18 protein-coding genes are annotated in these 19,293 nt (G+C 69.1%); 10 read left to right on the top strand and 8 right to left on the bottom strand.

Going from position 1 to position 19,293, the window contains the following annotated elements:
- Positions 1–147: 147 nt before the first annotated feature.
- The 4 genes from ACZ7OI_RS23075 (at position 148) to ACZ7OI_RS23060 (ending at position 5,632) form a co-directional block, all read left to right on the top strand.
- A complete protein-coding gene (locus ACZ7OI_RS23075; RefSeq protein WP_470266253.1) occupies positions 148–2,961 on the top strand; it encodes an ABC transporter substrate-binding protein in 2,814 nt (937 codons plus the stop codon).
- Positions 2,962–3,012: 51 nt separating this feature from the next.
- Positions 3,013–3,465 carry a hypothetical protein gene (locus ACZ7OI_RS23070; protein WP_470266252.1) on the top strand — a complete coding sequence of 151 codons (453 nt, stop codon included), beginning with the start codon at positions 3,013–3,015 and terminating at the stop codon, positions 3,463–3,465.
- 158 nt (positions 3,466–3,623) lie between these two features.
- Positions 3,624–4,097, top strand: a complete 474-nt coding sequence (locus ACZ7OI_RS23065; protein ID WP_470266251.1) for a DUF3761 domain-containing protein — start codon at positions 3,624–3,626, stop codon at positions 4,095–4,097.
- Between the two features lie 131 nt (positions 4,098–4,228).
- The gene (locus ACZ7OI_RS23060) at positions 4,229–5,632 is read left to right on the top strand and encodes an MFS transporter (RefSeq protein ID WP_470266663.1); all 1,404 of its coding nucleotides are present in this window, start codon (positions 4,229–4,231) and stop codon (positions 5,630–5,632) included.
- 11 nt (positions 5,633–5,643) lie between these two features.
- Here ACZ7OI_RS23060 and ACZ7OI_RS23055 read toward each other — a convergent pair whose 3' ends face one another.
- The 4 genes from ACZ7OI_RS23055 to ACZ7OI_RS23040 all read right to left on the bottom strand — a co-directional run bounded on the left by ACZ7OI_RS23055 (position 5,644) and on the right by ACZ7OI_RS23040 (position 11,138).
- Positions 5,644–7,206, bottom strand: coding sequence for an acetolactate synthase large subunit (locus tag ACZ7OI_RS23055; RefSeq protein ID WP_470266250.1), 1,563 nt, complete (start codon positions 7,204–7,206; stop codon positions 5,644–5,646).
- 5 nt (positions 7,207–7,211) lie between these two features.
- Positions 7,212–8,597: an FAD-binding oxidoreductase gene (locus ACZ7OI_RS23050; protein WP_470266249.1), complete on the bottom strand. Its 1,386-nt coding sequence runs from the start codon at positions 8,595–8,597 to the stop codon at positions 7,212–7,214.
- Between the two features lie 780 nt (positions 8,598–9,377).
- Positions 9,378–9,878 carry a DUF3830 family protein gene (locus tag ACZ7OI_RS23045; protein ID WP_067576183.1) on the bottom strand — a complete coding sequence of 167 codons (501 nt, stop codon included), beginning with the start codon at positions 9,876–9,878 and terminating at the stop codon, positions 9,378–9,380.
- A 3-nt stretch (positions 9,879–9,881) separates the two neighbouring features.
- Positions 9,882–11,138, bottom strand: a complete 1,257-nt coding sequence (locus tag ACZ7OI_RS23040; RefSeq protein WP_470266248.1) for an aspartate aminotransferase family protein — start codon at positions 11,136–11,138, stop codon at positions 9,882–9,884.
- A gap of 94 nt (positions 11,139–11,232) precedes the next feature.
- Between ACZ7OI_RS23040 and ACZ7OI_RS23035 the strand changes: the two genes are divergently transcribed.
- The 5 genes from ACZ7OI_RS23035 to ACZ7OI_RS23015 all read left to right on the top strand — a co-directional run bounded on the left by ACZ7OI_RS23035 (position 11,233) and on the right by ACZ7OI_RS23015 (position 15,413).
- On the top strand, positions 11,233–12,696 hold the full coding sequence (locus ACZ7OI_RS23035; protein WP_470266247.1) for an NAD-dependent succinate-semialdehyde dehydrogenase: 1,464 nt from the start codon (positions 11,233–11,235) through the stop codon (positions 12,694–12,696).
- Complete coding sequence (locus ACZ7OI_RS23030; RefSeq protein WP_470266246.1) at positions 12,693–13,748, top strand: tartrate dehydrogenase; 1,056 nt, start codon at positions 12,693–12,695, stop codon at positions 13,746–13,748. Before ACZ7OI_RS23035 ends, ACZ7OI_RS23030 begins: the two co-directional genes overlap by 4 nt.
- A gap of 71 nt (positions 13,749–13,819) precedes the next feature.
- Positions 13,820–14,287, top strand: coding sequence for a DUF4262 domain-containing protein (locus ACZ7OI_RS23025; protein WP_470266245.1), 468 nt, complete (start codon positions 13,820–13,822; stop codon positions 14,285–14,287).
- Positions 14,288–14,340: 53 nt separating this feature from the next.
- Positions 14,341–14,835, top strand: a complete 495-nt coding sequence (locus ACZ7OI_RS23020) for a GNAT family N-acetyltransferase (protein ID WP_470266244.1) — start codon at positions 14,341–14,343, stop codon at positions 14,833–14,835.
- Between the two features lie 65 nt (positions 14,836–14,900).
- Positions 14,901–15,413 (top strand): hypothetical protein, encoded by a 513-nt coding sequence (locus ACZ7OI_RS23015; RefSeq protein ID WP_470266243.1) that lies wholly within the window; start codon positions 14,901–14,903, stop codon positions 15,411–15,413.
- 67 nt (positions 15,414–15,480) lie between these two features.
- Here the strand turns inward: ACZ7OI_RS23015 and ACZ7OI_RS23010 are convergent, their stop codons facing one another.
- Complete coding sequence (locus ACZ7OI_RS23010) at positions 15,481–15,834, bottom strand: MerR family transcriptional regulator (RefSeq protein ID WP_470266242.1); 354 nt, start codon at positions 15,832–15,834, stop codon at positions 15,481–15,483.
- A gap of 97 nt (positions 15,835–15,931) precedes the next feature.
- On the opposite strand from ACZ7OI_RS23010, the gene ACZ7OI_RS23005 reads away from it, so the two are divergent.
- Positions 15,932–16,705 (top strand): amidohydrolase family protein, encoded by a 774-nt coding sequence (locus ACZ7OI_RS23005; protein ID WP_470266241.1) that lies wholly within the window; start codon positions 15,932–15,934, stop codon positions 16,703–16,705.
- A gap of 272 nt (positions 16,706–16,977) precedes the next feature.
- Here the strand turns inward: ACZ7OI_RS23005 and ACZ7OI_RS23000 are convergent, their stop codons facing one another.
- Genes ACZ7OI_RS23000 through ACZ7OI_RS22990 form a run of 3 tightly spaced genes read right to left on the bottom strand, consistent with a single transcriptional unit; the run spans position 16,978 to position 19,180 of the window.
- Positions 16,978–17,664 (bottom strand): GntR family transcriptional regulator, encoded by a 687-nt coding sequence (locus tag ACZ7OI_RS23000; protein WP_470266240.1) that lies wholly within the window; start codon positions 17,662–17,664, stop codon positions 16,978–16,980.
- Positions 17,665–17,667: 3 nt separating this feature from the next.
- Entirely contained in the window at positions 17,668–18,393 is a 726-nt protein-coding gene (locus ACZ7OI_RS22995; RefSeq protein ID WP_470266239.1) for a maleate cis-trans isomerase family protein, read from the bottom strand.
- A gap of 46 nt (positions 18,394–18,439) precedes the next feature.
- Positions 18,440–19,180, bottom strand: a complete 741-nt coding sequence (locus ACZ7OI_RS22990) for a maleate cis-trans isomerase family protein (RefSeq protein ID WP_470266238.1) — start codon at positions 19,178–19,180, stop codon at positions 18,440–18,442.
- Positions 19,181–19,293 lie beyond the last annotated feature (113 nt).

Genomic DNA, 19,293 nt, shown 5'->3' with positions numbered 1-19,293 from the left:
GAGGATCGGCGGTCGCTGTGCGTGAGCGCGGGCCAGGCGAACGGCTGAACCCGGGCTACTCGAATGGCCGCTGGCCGAGGGCGGAAACCCTTGGCATGACGGCATAATTCCGGGACCCCTCCCCTCGGCCGCGTGGCATACTTCGGCATGGATCAGACGGTGGCCGTCGCGGGGGAGCAGCTCGCGTTCGCTGGTGCGGATCGACTCGTCAAGCTCATCGGGGCGCTGTACCAGCGGCCCCGCAGTGGCGATCGGCCGCGGGAATTGCAGGACGACGGAGAATGGCGTCCCGGTTATCACCGGGAGCGCGCCGGGCGGCGAGGGCTGCCCATGGTGTGCCTCGTGGGAGACGCGCGCGAGGGAGTGCTCAAGGAGCTGGCTTCCCGGCTGCAGAACGCGGAACCGGCGGGCACCGTGCGGTCGGTCTATCTGCCGCTCGCCGATCGGCCGGACACCGATGCTCCGGGCGAGGCGACCAAGGACAGTGTCGACGCCGTGCGCGATCTTCTGTGGCACGTCCGCAACAACCTCGTCCGCAGCGGCCGCACGCGGGAAAGCCGGTTGCGGTTCCGGCTGTTCACGCTGGTCGATCAGCTCATGGCGAAGCAGTTTCCGGACGACGACACCGATCCCGAGCGCACCCTGCTGCGCGAACTGCAGGAGAACGGCCTGCTCGTCCGCTTCCGCTCGGCCATCGACAACGTCAGCCGCGAGCTGGTGCCGCAGCATCCGGCGTGGCGGTTTCCGTTGCTGCTGCTGCGCTTGCTGACGTTCGGCACCTTCCGGCTCGCGGTCACCGGACGCGTGCCGGGGCTGTCCGGGCGGTACCGGTGGTTCCTGCGCCAGCCGCACCTCGCGCCGGAGATGTCCGGCAGTTTCGTGCGCTTCGCGCTGCGGCTCACCGACGGCGAATGGCAGAAGGAATCGCCGGAGTACGTCGCGCGGCTGCTGGTCAACGCGTTCCTGGAAGACCTGCGCCGCGAGTACCGGTTGCGGCCGTGGCAGTTCTGGCGGCGGCGCCGGATGACCTATCCGGTGCTGCTGCTCGACGAGGTCGGCCCCGCCAACGGCGGCTACCGGCTGCTGCGGCTGATGAACGACGTCCGCAACCAGGTCGGCGTCTTCGACCCGCTGCTCGTGGTGAGCGCGAGCCAGGCGCCGCCGCCGGACGCCGAGCCGAGCGAGGACCGGCCGAAGTACCACGCCACCGATGCCGCCGGCGCGTACCGGGTGTGGCAGAACCGGCTCAGCGCGGACCGGCGCGCCCGCCGCCCCACCGCGTGGTATCTGCCGATCGGGCTCGACGCGCCGCAGACCAAGGTCGAAGAAACCGAAGTGCGCAAGCGGATGCTGGCCCTCGGCGAGCACTACGACCTGTCCGGCGGACGCGCCCGGGCGGCGTGGTGGACGACGCGCTGGGTCCGCGCCGGGGTGCCCGCGGTGGTGCTGGCACTCGTCGCCGGGTTCGTCGTGGTGCGCTATCAGTCCTTTCTGGACAGTCACTGCGGCACCTCGAGCGAGTGGCTGACGCGGGTGGACGGCCAGTGCGTCGGGGTCTCCGACGGCACCTTCACCCTGTTCTCCCCGGTCGACAAAGAGGGGACGATCAAGCAGGTCGAAGCCGTGATCGCGGACCAGAACCGGCAGGCCGAGGAGCTGCACCGGCAGCATCCGGAACGGCCGTACATCACGCTGGTCGACCTGGAGGCGCTGACGTCGTCGAACGGCACCGCCGAGGGGCTCACCGCGGAACGGGAATCGCTGGAAGGATTCGCCGTCGCACAGTTGCGGCAGCTCGAACTGACGGCGGCGGCTGATCCGATCGTGCGCATGCTGATCGCCAACGGCGGCAAAGGAATGCACCAGGGGGCGGCGGTCGCGAAGACGCTGCTGGAGATGGCGAAACAGGATCCCAGCATCGTCGGCGTCGTCGGACTCGACATGAGCAGCGAGCCGACGTCCGCCACGATCCAGGCGCTCGGCGACGCGGGCATTCCCGTGGTCGCCGCGACGCTGACCGCCGACCAGCTCGCGGACCAGAGCCCGATCTACTTCCAGGTCGCGCCGCAGAACCGCAGGGAGGCCGCGGTGGCCGCGGCATTCGCCGCCCAGCGGCCAGGGCCTCGGGCGCTTCGCGTCTACTACTCCGACGACGACAACGATTTCTACAGCACGAACCTCCGGGAGGACGTGCTGAAAGCGTTCAAGGAAAAGGGTTTCACCGTCGAAGCGCGAGCATTCGACCCGGACGAAGGCCGCGCGGGTCAGCCCGCGCACCTGCAGTACGGCGACCGGTCCGTGGGCAACGCCGGCGCCGCCGGACGAGACACCTGTTCTTACGACGGCTACGCGTTCTTCGCCGGCCGGGGCGTCCCCGACTTCGGATCGTTCCTCATCGGAGCCGCGCGGTGCTACAGCACGGCGACGATCATCGGCGACGACGACGTCTCCCGCTATGTCGCGGATACTGTTGCCCGGGAGCACAACCGCGCGCTGCCGTACTACTACCTCGCGCTCGCGAGCGCCCCTGCCAAGCAAGCAAAAGGCCTCGCAAGCGAGTTCTACACCACGCTCAACGCCAAGTTCTCCTTCGAACACACCGAAAAAGGCCGGTCGTTCGACGGCCACGCCGCGTTGTCCTACGACGCCGCGCTGGTGATGATCACCGCGACCGCATACCTGCGGGAAACCTCGTCGAAAATCCCGGTGACACCCGGTTCGGTATGGCGAGAGATCGCCGCGATCCACACCTCGCGGCCGGGCGCGAACCAGATCAACAAATACATCGAGGGAGTCAGCGGAACCATCGACTACGGCGGCGACATCGGCAGGCACATCCCGCAGGACAAACCGCTCGCGGTACTGCAGGTCCAAGGCGGAGAGGTCGACCCGGCACTGCAGGCCTTCTGCGGCAGGTCGGTCCTCCGCACGCCGGACCCGTGGTGCCCGGCGGACGGCTGAGCCGAGGCTGCCGATTCGCGGGCGCGTGAGACGATTCCCGCGGAGGCGCCAATGACTGCCGAAGAGCAACTGCCCGTCTTGGACGAACATCGCGTCACCGTGTCCGCCGACGCCGAAACAACTTGGCGCGCAGTCAATCAGGTCGCCGAGAGCTTCTCCGGCCGATTCGCCACTGCCTACGCCTGGGCGGTCCGCTGTGCCGAGTGGAAAGCGTCCGGTCCCCGCCCCCTGGCGGAAGGCTCCACCGTCCCCGGCTTCCGGGTCGCGGTCGCCGAACCGCCGCACCAGCTCGCGCTGGCCGGACGGCACCAGTTTTCCGTGTACCGCCTCACGTTCCGGCTCGAATCCGTCTCCGCCGGGCAGACCGTGGTCCGTGCCGAGAGCCGGGCCCGGTTCCCCGGGGTGACGGGGGCGGGCTACCGCTTGCTCGTCATCGGGAGCGGAGGCCACGTCTTCGGCGTGCGGAGGTTGCTGGCGACGATCGCACGACTCGCGAACGGTTGAATCCGCGGCGTTCTGGCGATAGGCACCCCCTTCGCTGGCTCGACAAGACCGATTTCGTGCTCTCTCCGTCACCGAACGGATGGGCTGGGCAACCCCTGTAACAGTTTTCCGCGGGTTCGCGACCTCCTCGTTTGTCTGGATCACGAGGGAGGTTTCGCATGTTGCGAAAACTGGGGACGGCTTTGGCCGCAGGGGTTCTGCTCGCCGGTTGCGGGGCGGCCCCGACTCCGGCCGGGAATCCGGCACCGGTCGTGTCGAGCAGCGAGTACGCGCCGACGACCACCTACAGCGCGCCGGAGACGTCCTCGGAAGCTCCCTCGACGTCGGTCGCGCAGCAGCCCGTCGCGCAGCAGCCCGTCGCGCCGCCGACCACGGTCGCGAAGCCCAAGGTCACGCCGAAAACCCAGTCCGCGCCACGGGTCACCACGCCCAAGGCCGACGTGCCGGACCAGGCAGCCGCGCCCGCCGAGTGCGGCTCCGACTACTACCGCAACTCCTCCGGAAACTGCGTCCACCGCCCGGACTCCAACCCCTCCGGCGCGACCGCACAGTGCAACGACGGCAGTTACAGCTACAGCCAGCACCGTTCCGGCACCTGCTCGCGCCACGGCGGCGTCAAGCAATGGCTCTGAACCCGCCGGCCCAAGCAAGCGCTGGGCCAAACGGACCAGTCCGCTAAGTCGGATCGATCACGAACCGCCCGTTCCGCCCGCCCCGCCCGGTAGCGTGCGAATCCGGTACGGCATACGGAACGGGGGACGTGGTGGCACGGGCAGGCGCGCGGCCGATCATCGTGGTGCTCGCCTCGTGCGGGCTGGTCGCTTCGTTCATGCAGACGCTGGTCATCCCGTTGATCCCGGCGTTTCCGAGACTGCTGAACACCACGCCGACGGACGCGTCGTGGGTCGTCACCGTGACGCTGCTCGCGGCGGCGGTCTGCACCCCGGTCGCCGGTAGGCTCGGGGATCTTTACGGCAAGCGCCGCGTGCTGCTCGTGAGTCTCGTCGTGCTGATCGCCGGGTCCGTGGTCTCGGCGCTGACCAGTTCGCTCGCGCTGATGATCGTCGGCCGCGGGCTGCAGGGCTGCGCGATGGGCGTCATCCCGCTCGGGATCAGCATCATGCGCGACGAACTGCCGCCGGAACGCGTCAGCGGCGCGATTTCGCTGATGAGCGCGACGCTCGGCGTCGGCGGCGCGATCGGGCTGCCGGTCGCGGCGATCGTGGCCGAGCACGCGGACTGGCACGTCCTGTTCTGGGGCGCGGCCGGGCTCGGGCTCGGCTGCGCGCTGCTGATCCTGCGGTTCGTCCCGGAATCGCCGGTCCGCACGCCCGCGCCGTTCGATTTCCTCGGCACGCTCGGGTTGATCGTCGGCCTCACGAGCCTGTTGCTGCCGATCGTGAAGGGCGGAGAATGGGGTTGGGGCAGCCCGGCAACGCTCGGATTCGCCGCGACAGCCGTGGTCGTGCTCGCGGCTTGGGGCTGGTACCAGCTGCGCCGTCGTGACCCGCTGGTCGATCTGCGGGTTTCGGCGCGGCGGCCGGTGCTGTTCACGAACCTCGCGTCGGTCCTCGTCGGCTTCGCGATGTACGCGATGTCGTTGTCGTTCCCGCAGTTGCTGCAGGCTCCTTCGGCGACCGGCTACGGTCTCGGGCTCAGCATGGTGGAAGCCGGTCTGTGCCTCGCGCCGAACGGACTGGTGATGATGGCGTTGTCCCCGGTGTCCGCGCGGCTGACCAACCGCTACGGCGCCCGCGTCACGCTGATGACCGGCGCGACCGTGATCGCGGTCGGCTACGTCTTCGCGATTTTCCTGATGGCCAACGCGATCGAGCTGATCATCGCGTCGGTGATCATCGGGGCGGGCGTCGGAATCGCTTACGCCGCAATGCCCGCGCTGATCATGAGCGCGGTCCCGGTCACCGAAACGGCGTCGGCGAACGGGCTCAACTCGCTCATGCGTTCCGTCGGCACCTCGACCTCCAGCGCAGTGATGGCGACGATGCTGGCCCACCTGACCATCACCGTCGGCTCGTTCACGGTGCCTTCGCTCGCCGGTTTCCGCGCCACGTTCGCGGTCGCCGCGGTGGCGGCGGTGGCCGGGCTGGCGTTGACCGCGGTGGTGCCGCGATTCCGTGCCGCCAGCCCGGAACTCGCCCGGGTCTAGAGCCTCACGAGTCAGAGCAGTGGCGGGACCGTCGCGTCGATCAGGTGCGGCCCCGGCTCGGCGACCGCGCGCCGGAACTGCTCGGCCAGTTCCTCCGCCGTCGTCGCGCGGGTCGCCGGAACGCCCATGCCCTCGGCGATCTTCACGAAATCCAGGTCCGGGCGGCCGATGTCCAGCAGGTCCTTCGCGCGCGGCCCGTCGCCGGACGCACCGACGCGCTGCAGCTCCATCCGCAGGATCGCGTACGCGTTGTTGTTGAGCACCACCGTGGTCACGTCGAGGTTCTCGCGCGCTTGCGTCCACAGCGCGGAGATCGTGTACATCGCGCTGCCGTCGGATTCGAGGTTGATCACCGGACGCTGCGGAGCCGCGATCGCCGCGCCGACGGCCACCGGCATGCCGTAGCCGATCGCACCGCCGGTCAGGGTCAGCACGTCGTGCCGCGGCGCGCCCGCCGTCGCGGCGGGGAGCATGAGACCGGACGTGTTCGCCTCGTCCACGATGACCGCGTTCTCCGGCAGCAGCGCGCCGATCACGTCGACCCAGTTCTGCACGGTGAGCGGGCCGCTCGGCAGCGCGGGCCGTCCGGCCTCCTGCAGGACCGGCTCGGTGTCCGCGGCGACGAGTGCGGCGACCGCTTCCAGCGCGGCGGAGACGTCTTGGCCGACGGTCGCGAGGACGTGGACGTCCGCGCCTTCCGGGGTCAGCTCGCTCGGCATGCCGGGGTAGGCGAAGAACGACACCGGCGCCCGCGTGCCCGCGACGATCAGGTGCTTGATCCCGTCCAGCTGGTACTTGGCCTGCTCGGCGAGATATCCCAGCCGTTCGATGTTCGGCAGACCGGCACCGCGCTCCAGCCGCGCCGGGAAGGTTTCGGCGAGCGCCTTCGCCCCGGTCGCGGCGGCGATCCGGCTGGTCGCGCGCAAACCGGCTTCGTGGCAAGCGGATCCGCCGATCAGCAACGCCACCGGCTCGCCGCTGCGCAGTACGTCCGCGATCTTCTGCACGGTCGTCGCGTCGACCGTCTGCGGCACGCGCGGCGGAATCGGCTCGCACGTCTCACCGCCCTCGCCCCACGACGCGTCGGCGGGAAGGATCAGCGTCGCGACCCGGCCCGGTGCGTCCTGCGCCGCCGCGACCGCCGCCGCGGCGTCCGCGCCGACGTCCTTCGTGTGTCCGGACCGGCGCACCCAGCCTTCGAGCGTGCCCGCGATGGCGTCGATGTCCGACTCCAGCGGGGCGTCGTACTGCTTGTGATAGGTCGCGTGGTCGCCGATCACGTTGACCACCGGCGTGTGCGCGCGGCGCGCGTTGTGCAAGTTCGCCAAGCCGTTCCCCAAGCCAGGGCCGAGGTGCAGCAACGTCGCGGCGGGCTTGCCGGCGATCCGCGCGTACCCGTCCGCGGCACCGGTCACGACGCCCTCGAACAGCGCGAGCACGCCGCGCATCTCCGGCACCGAATCGAGCGCGGCGACGAAGTGCATCTCCGACGTGCCGGGATTGGAGAAGCACACGTCGACCCCGCTCTCGACGAGCGTGCGGATGAGGGACTGGGCGCCGTTGAGCGTGCTCACTGTGCTCACTTTCCGGTGGGAACGAACAGAACGCCGGGGTTGAGGATCCCGGCCGGGTCGAAGCTGTCCTTGACCCGGCGCAGCAGATCGAGCTTCGCCGGGTCTTCCAGCTTCTCGTAGTACTTCGTCTTGGTGCGACCGAGGCCGTGCTCGCCGGAGATCGCGCCGCCCAGCTCGTACGCGTAGCCGAAGATGTCGGTCAGCAGCTTCGAGCGCGTGTCCGGATCCTTGCAGAAGATCGCCAGGTGGACGTTGCCGTCGCCGGCGTGCCCGCAGCCGATCGCGCCGCCGCCGGTCGCCATCGCCAGCTCGCGGGCGCGGGTCATGAACTGCGGCATCGCGGTGCGCGGCACCACCACGTCGATCACGTCGTCCGCACCGGCGGCTTTGGCGTTCCAGAAGGCTTTTTCGCGGGCTTCGATGAGCTTGCGCGCGGCTCCGCCTTCGAGCACGTACGCGTCGATCGCGCCAAGCTCGACCAGCAGTTCACCGAGCGCCTCGACGTCCTCGCCGAGCCGGTCGGCCATTCGGTTTTCCAGCGCCACGGCCAGATACGCCTGGGTCCTGTCACGGATTTCCGCCGGGACGCCCAGTTCGAGCTTGTCGTTGTAGACCATCGCGGCCATCGTCATGTTGTCGATGTACTCGAGGATCTGCGGCGCGAGACCGCTCGCGGCGATCTTCGGCACCGCCGCCATGACCTGCTCGAAGTCGTCGAACGGGGCCAGCACCGTCGCGCCGTGCGGCAGCCGCGGCTGCAGCTTCACGATCACCTCGGTCACCAGCGCGAGGGTGCCCTCCGAGCCGATGATCAGCTGGGTGAGGTCGTAGCCGCTGGAAATCTTCGACATCCGGCCGCCGACGCGGATGATCTCGCCGGTCGCGAGCACCGCCTGCAGACCCGAGACGTTGCCGCGCGTGATGCCGTAGCGGATCGCGCGCATGCCGCCCGCGTTGGTGCCGACGGTGCCGCCGACGCTCGCGCTCAGCTCGCCGGGATAGACGGGGTAGGTGAGGCCGTGCTCGGCGGTCTTCGCGTCGAGTTCGGCCAGCGTGACGCCCGGCTGGACCACGGCGACGTGGTTGCCGGTGTCGATCTCGAGGATCGAGTTCATCCTCTCGAACGAGACGACGAGCCCGCCTTCGACCGGCCGCGCCGCGGCGGACAGGCCGCTGCCGGACCCGCGCGCGGTCACCGGGACGCCCTCGGCGGAGGCGATCTTCAGCAGCGCGGAGACCTCTTCGGCCGTGGCGGGCTTCGCGACGTACGCGGGTTTCTGGCCGGGCGTGCTGAGTGCCTCGTCGTGCGCGTAATCGTCGGAAATCGCGTCACCGGTCAGCAGGTTCCCAGCTCCGACGGCACCTGCCAGCTGTGTTGCGATCTCGCTCATGCCACTCCCTCGTGCGCGCGCCTACGTCGTGGCCGAAGCCTAGCCGTTCTGCCGCGAGGCTGGCCATGAATAGTTTTCACGTTAGCTGTCGCGCGCACAAAAAAGGCCACGCCGCGCGCGTGGTCAGGAGGGGGAGAACCCAAGCAGGGACCGGCCCGCGCCAACAGGCCGGCCCCTGGGTTAATCCTCGGTGCCGGTCAGACGAGCCAGCCGAGCACGTGCGCCAGGTGCGCGAGCAGACCCGAGATCAGGTCGTGGCCGTGGTGCACGTGCTGGGTGAACATCTGCATTGAGGGGCTCCTTGTTCGGATTGTTCTTCCTTGGTGCTCTCGCGAGGAGCCAACGCAGATTTCCATCGGCGCGCTCGCGGTGTCAAAACGCGGTTTTCCCTGTGCTGGCAAGGGATCGGCGGCCGGAGAATCTTCCCATGTTAAACATGTAAGGCTTTCGGGTTTGTCGCCGGGGGTGCACTGTGGACTCTTCGCCACGGTTCGTAGCGAACGCCGGGTCCGATCACCCTGGGTAGCAGACGCGCACTGCGGCAACCGGGCGGCGTCGCCCCTCGAACCGGTGAATGCGAAGCCACGATTGGTGAGTTGCCGAGGTTCACACCGCCGGGTGATCATCGGGGCCGGATCCCTTGTCGGGCAGGAGATCCCGGGCCTTGGCGGTGATTGCGGAGGGTTAACCCGGCTTCACTCTGGCGGAACAATCTGGCCCGATTGGGCAATGAAAAGGGCCGGTCCCTCCGAGGTGGAGGAACCGGCCCTGAAGCGACAGTCAGTCAGCGCGGGCGAACGACAGCGTCTCGCCCTCCACGCCGCGCAGCCACAGATCCTGCGCGGCCGCGGCCATCTCGGACAGGCCTTCCTCGATCGTCGCGAACACGTTGCCGGGAACCCAGCCCGCGTCGCCGTTGATCAGGAGGTTGTTGCGGCCGTAGAAAATCGCGAGATCCGTGGCACCCTGGTCGCTGTGGGCCTCGCTGCCGTCGTCGTAGCCGTACGCAGGATTGCCGATTTCCCACGCCTCGAATCCGAAGTAGACAACATCGCCGGGAATCGGCGTGATGGTCGGATTCTCGCGGCCCGGCTTCGGTTCGGCGAAGGGCGGCACGAGCGTGTAGACCTCGTTGCGCGCGTACTTCGCGTGATAGGCCGAACCGCTCTGCGGCAGTGCGTCCCACACCGCCTTGCAGGTGCGCGGTGCTTCGTCGTCGAGCAGCCGGGCACGGCAGGTGACGCCGCGCTTGTCGAGGCTGATGGTGATGTAGCGCGCCATGCCTCAGCTCCCCGTGACCGACGTGACGACCTCGCCCCAGATGCGCAGCGCGTCGTCGACCTGCTCCGCGTTGACGACCAGCGGCGGCACCATGCGCACGACGTTCGAGTACGCACCACAGGTGAGCAACAGCAGCCCGCTCTTGGCAGCTGCCTGCTGCGCAGCCTGCGCGGTGGCCGTGTCCGGTTCGCCGTCCGCAGTAGTGAACTCAGTGCCCACGAGGAGCCCGAGACCGCGTACGTCGCCGATGGCCGGCGTCTTGTCCGCGATGACGCGCGCGCCCTCGAGAAGCTGACGCCCGCGCTCCGCGGCGTTCTCGACCAAGCCTTCGTCCTGAATGACATCGAGCGTCGCAATGGCTGCCGCGCACGACACTGCGTTGCCGCCGTACGTACCGCCTTGCGAACCCGGGTACGCCTTCGCCATCAGCTCTTCCGAAGCGGCGATGCCCGACAGCGGGAAGCCGCTGGCGAGTCCCTTCGCGATCAGCACGACGTCCGGGTGGACGTCGAAGTGGTCGTGGCCCCAGAACTTGCCGGTGCGGCCGAAGCCGGCCTGCACCTCGTCGAGCACCAGCAGGATGCCGTGCCGGTCGGCGCGCTCGCGCAGCCCGGCCATGAACGCGGTGTTCGCGGGGACGTAGCCGCCCTCGCCGAGCACCGGCTCGATGAAGAACGCGGCCGTCTCGTTCGGCGCGGAGACGGTCTGGAAGAGGTAGTCCAGCTCGCGCAGGGCGAACTTCGTGGCCGTTTCCTCGTCCCAGCCGTAGTGGTAGGCGTAGGGGAACGGCGCGACGTGCACGCCGGACATCAGCGGCGAGATGCCCGCGGTGAACCGCGTGCCGGAGGTGGTCATGGTCGCCGCGGCGACAGTACGGCCGTGGAAACCGCCCTGGAACACGATGACGTTCGGCCGCTTCGTCGCCTGCCGTGCAAGCCGAAGCGCGGCCTCGACGGCCTCGCTGCCGGAGTTCGCGTAGAAGAGCGAATCGAGCCCGGACGGCAGCACCTCGCCGAGCTTGCGGGTCAGTTCGAGCAGCGGTTTGTGCATGACGGTCGTGTACTGGCCGTGCACGAGCTTGCCGATCTGCTCGCGGGCGGCTTCGACCACTCGCGGGTGACAGTGGCCGGTGCTGGTCACCCCGATGCCCGCGGTGAAGTCGAGATGACGTTTCCCGTCCACGTCGTAGAGGTAAACCCCTTCACCGTGGTCGACGACGACGGGCGTTGCCTGCTTGAGCAGCGGGGACAGCTGGGCCATGCGGCGCCCTCCTGGGATGCGGGTGGAGACGGTTGTCGATTGTTGACAATATCCATAGCATGAGTTCGGGACAACAGGAACAGGAGCGAGCTGGATGAGCGGGATCACCGAGAACGGCGTCGTGGGCGCGGTCGGCAAGGAACTCTTCATCGGCGGCAAGTGGGTCTCCGCGCGCAGTGGGAAGACCTTCGACGTGCAGGACCCCTCCACCGGCGAGGTGCTGTGCCAGGTCGCGGACGCCGCGCCGGAAGACGGTCTCGCGGCGCTCGACGCGGCGGTCGCGGCACAGGCAGGCTGGGCGGCAGTGGCGCCTCGGGAGCGCGGCGAGATCCTGAGCCGCGCGTACAGCAAGCTCATCGAGCGCCGGGACGAACTGGCGCTGCTGATGACGCTGGAGATGGGCAAGCCGCTGGCCGAGGCCGCCGGCGAAATCACTTACGCCGCCGAGTTCTTCCGCTGGTTCGCCGAGGAGGCCGTGCGGATCGACGGCGGCTACGCGGTGGCCCCGAACGGCTCGGGCCGGTTCCTGATCACGCGCCAGCCGGTCGGTCCGACGCTGCTCATCACGCCGTGGAACTTCCCGATGGCGATGGGCACGCGCAAGATCGGCCCGGCCGTCGCCGCGGGCTGCACGATGGTGATCAAGCCCGCCGCGCAGACGCCGCTGTCGATGCTCGCGCTCACCCAGATCCTCGCCGACGCCGGGTTGCCCGAGGGCGTGCTGAACGTCGTCACCACCAAGGACGCGGGCGGCGTGATGGAGCCGCTGATCCGCGACGGACGCGCGCGCAAGCTGTCGTTCACCGGCTCGACCGGGGTCGGGCGCAAACTGCTGGAGCAGTGCGCGGAGAAGGTGCTGCGCACGTCGATGGAGCTGGGCGGCAACGCGCCGTTCGTCGTGTTCGACGACGCGGACCTGGACGCCGCGGTCGAGGGCGCGATGCAGGCCAAGATGCGCAACATCGGCGAGGCGTGCACCGCGGCCAACCGGTTCTACGTGCAGCGCGGCGTCGCCGAGGAGTTCTCCCGCCGGCTCACCGAACGGATGCAGGCGCTGCCGATGGGCCGCGGCACCGACGAGGGCGTCGTGGTCGGTCCGCTCATCGACGAGGCCGCGGTGAAGAAGGTGACCGAACTGGTCAAGGACGCCACGGACAAGGGCGCGCGGGTGCTCACCGGCGGCTCGCGGGTCGAAGGCCCGGGGCATTTCTACCCGGCGACCGTGCTCACCGACGTGCCGGTCGACGCTCGGCTGGCCAGCGAGGAAATCTTCGGCCCGGTCGCGCCGATCACGCCGTTCGACACCGAGGACGAGGCGGTCGAGAAGGCCAACGACACCGAATTCGGCCTGGTGTCCTACCTGTTCACCAGCGACCTGAAGCGCGCGCTGCGGGTGTCGGAACGCTTGGAGGCCGGGATGATCGGCCTCAACCAGGGCATCGTGTCGAACCCGGCGGCCCCGTTCGGCGGCGTCAAGCAGTCCGGTCTCGGCCGCGAGGGCGGCACGGTCGGCATCGACGAGTTCCTCGAGACCAAGTACATCGCGGTGAGCCTGTGACACACCGGATTGCGAGCATCCCGGGCGACGGGATCGGGGTCGACGTCACGATCGAGGCGCGCCGGGTCCTCGACGCGGCCGCGGCGAAGTACGGATTCTCCTTGGAGTGGACCGAATTCGACTGGAGCTGCGAGCGGTACGCGAAGACCGGCGCGATGATGCCGGAGGACGGTGTCGCGCAGCTGTCGGGCTTCGACGGCATCCTGCTCGGCGCGGTCGGCTTCCCCGGCGTGGCGGACCACGTTTCGCTGTGGGGCCTGCTGATCCCGTTGCGGCGGGCGTTCCAGCAGTACGTCAACCTGCGGCCGGTCCGGTTGCTGCCGGGGACGTCCTCGGTGCTGGCCGGGCGGAAGGCCGACGAGCTGGAAATGGTGATCGTCCGGGAGAACTCCGAGGGCGAGTACTCGGAGATCGGCGGTCGGCACAACGCCGGGCGGCCGGACGAGTTCGTGCTGCAGGAGTCGGTGTTCACGCGGGTCGGGGTGGAACGGATCATCCGGTACGCCTTCGATCTCGCGCGCACGCGTTCGCGGCACGTCACGTCGGCGACGAAGTCCAACGGGCTGATCCACTCGATGCCGTACTGGGACGAGATTTTCGCCGAGGTGGCGGCGCGGTACCCGGACGTCCGCGCGGAACAGTGCCACGTGGACGCTCTCGCCGCGCGGATGGTGCAGGCCCCCGACCGGCTCGACGTGGTGGTGGCGTCGAACCTGTTCGGCGACATCCTGAGCGACCTCGCGGCCGCGATCACCGGCGGACTGGGCATGGCACCGTCCGGAAACATCAACCCATCAGGTGACTTTCCGTCGATGTTCGAGGCGGTCCACGGCAGTGCTCCGGACATCGCCGGACAGGGCATCGCGAACCCGGTGGCCCAGATCCTCGCCGGGGCGATACTGCTCGACCACCTCGGGGAAACCGTTGCCGCACAAGCGATCCGAGCGTCGGTCGACGATGTGCTGACCGCGGGCGAAACGCTCACCCCCGACCTCGGCGGAACCGCTACCACAACCGCGCTCGGCACCGCGGTGGCTGATTCGCTCCGCTGATTTTTCGTCGGTGCCGCGAGGTTCACTCTTCCCTGACCCGCCACTGGGTCCCCGAGGGGAGGAGGGCACCGATGTGCCAGATGTGCGAGGAGCCGGAAAGATCCGAGGAGCGGTACCTGATCGAGGTGCTGGACCGGATCAGGGAGTACGGATGGTGCGTCCAGGGCGTGCTGGGGCCAGGTTCCCGGCCGCCCTGGGCGTACACCGCGGGCCTGACCGTGCAAGGCCTGCCGGAGCTGGTGGTCACCGGATTGTCGTTGCACGAAGCGGTGTACGTGCTCAACACCGCGGCCGAACATTCGCTGCACACCGGCCCGCCTGAGCCCGGCGAACAGTGGCTGTTGCCCCGGCTGCCCAAACTGGAAGTCGTCGAACTGGGAGCCCCCGCGACGCACCTGCACATCGCGGTTTGCTGCTATGGCACGGGAATCGAAGCCATGCAACTGGTCTACGCCGACTCCGAGGGCCGGTTCCCGTGGTCGCCGCAGTACAACTCCGGCCTCGGCGGACAGCCCGTGCTGGGGGTGCGTCATGCCTGAGTTCTTCCTGCTGCGCCACGGTTTTCGGCGCGTTGGACCGGTAGAATCGGATCATGCCCGAGCTCCTGGCCCCCACCGTACGATTGCATCGCGCCTGGCTGGAAGCGCACGCCGAATGGGGCCCAGGCCTGCACGAAGACGGCTTCGGCCTGTCGGCCTCGGACGAGGTCTATTCGCCAGCTGGCTTCGCCGCCTGGGTCAACGCGTTGCTGCGGGACCGCGCCTTGTACCGCTGGCTGGTCGAGGACGGCCAAGTGCTCGGCGGAATCGCGCTGCGCTCCGGCCCGGCGGAGTACGTATCGTGGGCAGGGCACCTCGGTTTCGGTGTCCGCCCGTCGGCGCGTGGCCGGGGTCTGGCTTCCTGGGCATTGCGCGAGATGCTGACCGAGGCTCGGGACCTGTCCCGGGTGCTCTTGGTGTGCGCGGGGGAGAATCTGGCGTCCGCCAAGACGATCGAACGCGCGGGCGGGGTGCTGGAGGAAGTGCGCCAGACCGATCACGGGCCGGTGCGGAGGTACTGGATCACCCTCAAGCCCTCGCCGAGCTGAGCCACCTCGCCTGGGGTGCTTTCGGACCGGCAGCAGGGCCGGTTGTTCCTGGCATAGTGGAGACCATGGGTGGGCTTCCCTTCTCCGCTGACGGCGATTTCGTGCCGATCCGGTACGTCATCGGGCACAAATTGTTGTGGCTGCGCAGTTACGAGCAGCAGGTGGAGATTCTGTTCACCGCGGTGGAGCGGTGGGAACTCGACACTCGCTTCACCGGAGGTCTTACGATCGCGCCGGTGCCGAGCCACGGCGACCTCAATGACAACTCAGCCATACCGTTGCTGTTGCTCACCTTGACCGGCGGCACTTTCGGCTCCGGCTTCGTGGCCTGTGGCAAAGTGAGCGCCGTACGGATCGGCCGGGCGGGAGACGAGTCCGGAGAAAGGGACCTCCTGTTCTGGGAGGGCGCTTCCTATTCCGAGAACGCGGTAGGGGGTCGAGCCGCCGAACCCGGTCGGATGGCGTTCGGCCTGCCGGTATTACGCCAGTACTCCCGCGAGAAGCGGACCACCGCGCGGTTCCCGCCGCCACCGGGGCAACGCACGGGGAAAGGCGCGGAGGGGAGCAGGTCGCCCTAGGCCAGGTGCGGCGCATGGCTCGGATTTCGGGTGCCTGTCCGGGCATCGGGCAAGGCGAGGGTGCGGGTTAGGTGGCGCGTTCCGTAACAGCGATCGCTTCGCGAAGCGTCCGCCGGGCCTGGGCGATGTCCTCCGCCCGGCGGTCGAGTCGGGCGAGCTGAGTGCGCAGCGCACCCAGCACTCCTGGGCACGGTCGCAACGAACCGTCCGCGTCGGCGCACGGCAGCATTCGCTTGATCAGACTGGTCGGCAACCCGGCCGCCAGCAACGCGCGAATCTGCCGCACGGTCTGCTCGGCGGCGGGAGCGTAGTCGCGGTAGCCGTTGGGCCGCCGGTCCGCCGTCAGCAGCCCGACGCGTTCGTAGTACCGCAAGAGCCGTTCGCTGGTTCCGGTGCGCTCGGCCAGCTGCCCGATCCGCATCGCCCCTCCGCTCAGCTTGACCTTGGCATGGTGTCAACGTTCAACACTGGTCCCGGCGGCCGCATTCCGCGCGCCCGACCTGACCCGGGAGTCCTCGTTGATCATCGATGCCCACAGCCACGTTCACGACCCCGTGCACCAGCATCTCGCCCTGCTGGACGAAGCCGGAGCCGACCGCGCCGTGCTGTTCGCGACCAGGCCGCACCCCGAACGAGCCGCCGATCTGGCTTCGTTCCGCCGGGAAATGAGCGTGCTGGACGCCGCGCTCAGCGGCCAGTCCGGCGACGGCTACCAGTCCGCTTGGCAAGAACTCGACGCGGCCTTGGCCGAGCACCCCGACCGCTTCCTGGGCTTCCGCTCGGTCCGGCTGGACCAGCCGGAAGACCAACTCGCCGCGGACGTCGAGGTGGTCGCCCGAGGCTTCCACGGAATCGGCGAACTGACCCCGCCTCCGGGCGCGGCCGCCCGGATCGAGCCAGTCCTGCGGGCCGCCACCGACCACAATGGACTTCCGGTCGTAGTGCACGGCTCCGCCCCGACCACCGAAGGAGATCTGTCCACCCTGGCGGCCCTGGCCCGCCGCTACCCGGCTGTGCCGCTGGTGATCAGCCAACTCGGCGGCGCGCATTGGCTCACCGCGATCGACCTGGCCCGCGAAACGCCGAACGTCTACCTGGAACTGTCAACGGCGAGCATCGTCTTCGCGGTCCGGCTGGCGATCGCCGAACTCCCGGACCGCACGATGTTCGGTTCGGACGCGCCGTACGGCGACCCGGTCCTGTCCCGCACGACGATCGAACGCGTGACCCCGCCCGGAGAACTGAGAGCTCGCGTCCTGGGCGGCACGATGGCGGAGATGCTGGGGTTGTGAGCCTCCGACAGCCTTGAGGCGCGACCAGAGCCGGGTGGCCGATCACGTTGTCCGGCACCGTGATCGTGCCGCTCGTGCGGAAGCCGATGTCGCTACCGGGTGCCGCGCGGGGCGAATCTCCGTCCCGCGGGTCTTGGATCGCGACCCGGGCCGGTTGGTCGAGCGCATTCCTCCGCGCCGCGATCGCGATTCCTTGGCGGCTGGTCTCCGCCGCCGCGGAGACGAAACCCCCACAGCCTCACCCAGCCGCCGCGGAGACGAAACCCCCAGCCTCACCCAGCCGCGGCGACGCCGTCCTTCAAGCTCCTCCCCGGAAGCAGCCGGCTGATCGCGTCCTCCATGTGTGCGTCCAGCAACTGCAGCGCCGTCTCCTCGTCGCCCGAGCGCAGGGCTTCGATGATCCGCGTGTGCTCCTCCAGCCGATCCTCCACGCCCTGATACGTGCTCTGCAGCAACGTCAGGCACATCCGCGTCTCGATCAGCAACGTCCGGGCCATCCGCATCAACCGCTTGCTGCCGGAAGCGTTGATCAGCGCCTCGTGAAACCGGAGGTCCGCCTCGGACAACGCGGCCGGATCGTCCGCGGCGGCAGCCATATCGGCGACGTTCTGCTCCAACACGGCGGCCACCGCCTCGCGGTCGCCGCGGAACGCGCACAGCAGGGCGGCTCTTTCCACCGCGGAACGGGCGAGATAGATGTCGAACACATCAGCCGGTTCGAGGTCGATCACGAACAGGCCGCGGTGCCGTTCGCTGCGCAGCAAGCCCTCGGACACGAGGTGCTGCATCGCCTCCCGCAGCGGGCCGCGCGAGACCTGGAAGCGGGCGGCCAGGTCGGTTTCGCCGAGCTGGGTGCCCGGCGGCAGCGCGCCGGTCATGATCGCGTCGCGCAGCTGGCGCGCGATCACCGCGGCGGTCGATTCCCGGCTCACCGGTTCTATGTCAGGGAGTGCGACCACGGGTCAGCCCCTCGTCCGGAACAACGCGCCCAGCGAACGCACCAGCCTGCTCGAGCCGGTCAGGCGCAGGCCCTCCCACACGGTCACCTGGTTGGCGGTCAGCACCGGCTTGCCGAGCTTCTCCTCGATCGCGGTGATCTCGCCCAGTGTGCGCATCGCGGTGTCGGGCACCAGAACCGCGTCGGCCTCCGGGTGGTCGTGGCTGACCGCCAGATCGACGACGGCCTCGGGCGCGAGCTGACCGACCTCGGCGGCGGTGTCGATGTCGGCGCTCGACATCGAGAGCACCTCGACCCCTCCGGCGGCGAGGAAGTCCACGAACAGCCGGGCGACGTCGTCGGGGTAGCTCGCGGCCACCGCGACCCGGTGCACGCCAAGGGCTTTCGCCGCGTGCACGAAGGCGAACGACGTGCTCGAAGCCGGCACTCCGGCGGCCTTGGCGAGCTGGTCGGCCTGGTTGCGCGCGCCGTCCCAGCCGTACACGAAGCTGCCGGACGTGCAAGCCCACACCACCGCTTCCGGCTGGTGCTTCGCGAGCAGCTGGGTGCCTTCGGCGAGCCGGGCTTCGCTGCCGAGGTCGAGCAGTTCCGGCACGGCGTGCAGGTCAGTGCCGTAAATGTGGGCGACCGGCAGGCTGATGTCGCCTTCGGGGCCGCCGAGAAGCTGTTCCGCGAGCGGGTAGTCGTCCTCGGCCGCGTGGTCGGGGTAGATGAAGCCGATCGTGGTCACGAAACCTCCGGGATGCGCAAATTGTCGACAATATTAACGGGGGCGGTCAAGACACCTCCCGCAGCCACTGGCCGGGACCCACGATGGGCAGCCGCATCCGGCGCAGGCAGGCCCACATGGTCAGCTGGTTGGCGGTCAGCACGGGTTTGCCGAGCGCCTTCTCCAGCGGTTCGATCAGGTCGAACGTGGGGAGGTTGGTGCAGCTGACGAAAATCGCCTCGGCCTCGCGGTGGTCCGCGGCCAGGATCCGCTCGGCGATGGTGCGGTAGCTGACCTTCCAGATGCCGCCGCCCAGCCCGAGGTGGTCGCTGGACACGGTGTCCACGCCGACCTCGGCGAGGAAGTCGTGGAGTTTGCCGGTGAGGTCGGCGTCGTACGGCGTGAGCACCGAGACCCGGCGCAGGTCGAGCTGGTGCAGCACCTCGACGAGAGCGCCGGAGGTGGTGACCGCGTCCGGCGCGCCCGCGTCGCAGATCGCCTTGGTGAGGGAGCGTTCGTAGTCGATGCCGTTCACGAAGCTGCCGGACGTGCACAGGTACGCGACCACCTCGGGCTCCACGTGCAGCACGTCGCGCGTGGCCGTGGCGAGGTGCCGGCTGTCGCTCACCAGCTGGGCCATCTCCATGCTCACCGGGACCGGTTCGTACGGGGTGCGGGCGAGATGCAGCGACACCTCCATCGGCACCCAGCGCCACAGTTCGCGCTCGAGTGCGAGGTCGAACGGCGCGATCACGCCGATGCCGCGCTGGGCTAGCGGGCCCTCGAACGCGAGGAAGTCCAGATCCAAGGTTCAGCCTCCGGAATACGCTGTGCCGATGCCCGTCCGGTGCTCCGGGGGTGGTCCTCGGATTGTTGACAATCATACGAGCCACTTTTACCGTGTCAATCGTGATCGCCCCG

Source organism: Amycolatopsis sp. NPDC114503, assembly GCF_055633655.1.
Note: the sequence above shows the minus strand (reverse complement) of the source record. Positions and strands in the feature narration are given on the sequence as shown.

What these genes read in the sequence shown, in the direction of transcription:
- ACZ7OI_RS23075 (WP_470266253.1), top strand. Translation starts at nt 148, where the DNA reads ATGGATCAGACGGTGGCCGTCGCGGGGGAGCAGCTCGCGTTCGCTGGT.
- ACZ7OI_RS23070 (WP_470266252.1), top strand. Translation starts at nt 3,013, where the DNA reads ATGACTGCCGAAGAGCAACTGCCCGTCTTGGACGAACATCGCGTCACC.
- ACZ7OI_RS23065 (WP_470266251.1), top strand. Translation starts at nt 3,624, where the DNA reads ATGTTGCGAAAACTGGGGACGGCTTTGGCCGCAGGGGTTCTGCTCGCC.
- ACZ7OI_RS23050 (WP_470266249.1), bottom strand. Translation starts at nt 8,597, where the DNA reads ATGAGCGAGATCGCAACACAGCTGGCAGGTGCCGTCGGAGCTGGGAAC.
- ACZ7OI_RS23045 (WP_067576183.1), bottom strand. Translation starts at nt 9,878, where the DNA reads ATGGCGCGCTACATCACCATCAGCCTCGACAAGCGCGGCGTCACCTGC.
- ACZ7OI_RS23040 (WP_470266248.1), bottom strand. Translation starts at nt 11,138, where the DNA reads ATGGCCCAGCTGTCCCCGCTGCTCAAGCAGGCAACGCCCGTCGTCGTC.
- ACZ7OI_RS23035 (WP_470266247.1), top strand. Translation starts at nt 11,233, where the DNA reads ATGAGCGGGATCACCGAGAACGGCGTCGTGGGCGCGGTCGGCAAGGAA.
- ACZ7OI_RS23025 (WP_470266245.1), top strand. Translation starts at nt 13,820, where the DNA reads ATGTGCCAGATGTGCGAGGAGCCGGAAAGATCCGAGGAGCGGTACCTG.
- ACZ7OI_RS23020 (WP_470266244.1), top strand. Translation starts at nt 14,341, where the DNA reads ATGCCCGAGCTCCTGGCCCCCACCGTACGATTGCATCGCGCCTGGCTG.
- ACZ7OI_RS23015 (WP_470266243.1), top strand. Translation starts at nt 14,901, where the DNA reads ATGGGTGGGCTTCCCTTCTCCGCTGACGGCGATTTCGTGCCGATCCGG.
- ACZ7OI_RS23010 (WP_470266242.1), bottom strand. Translation starts at nt 15,834, where the DNA reads ATGCGGATCGGGCAGCTGGCCGAGCGCACCGGAACCAGCGAACGGCTC.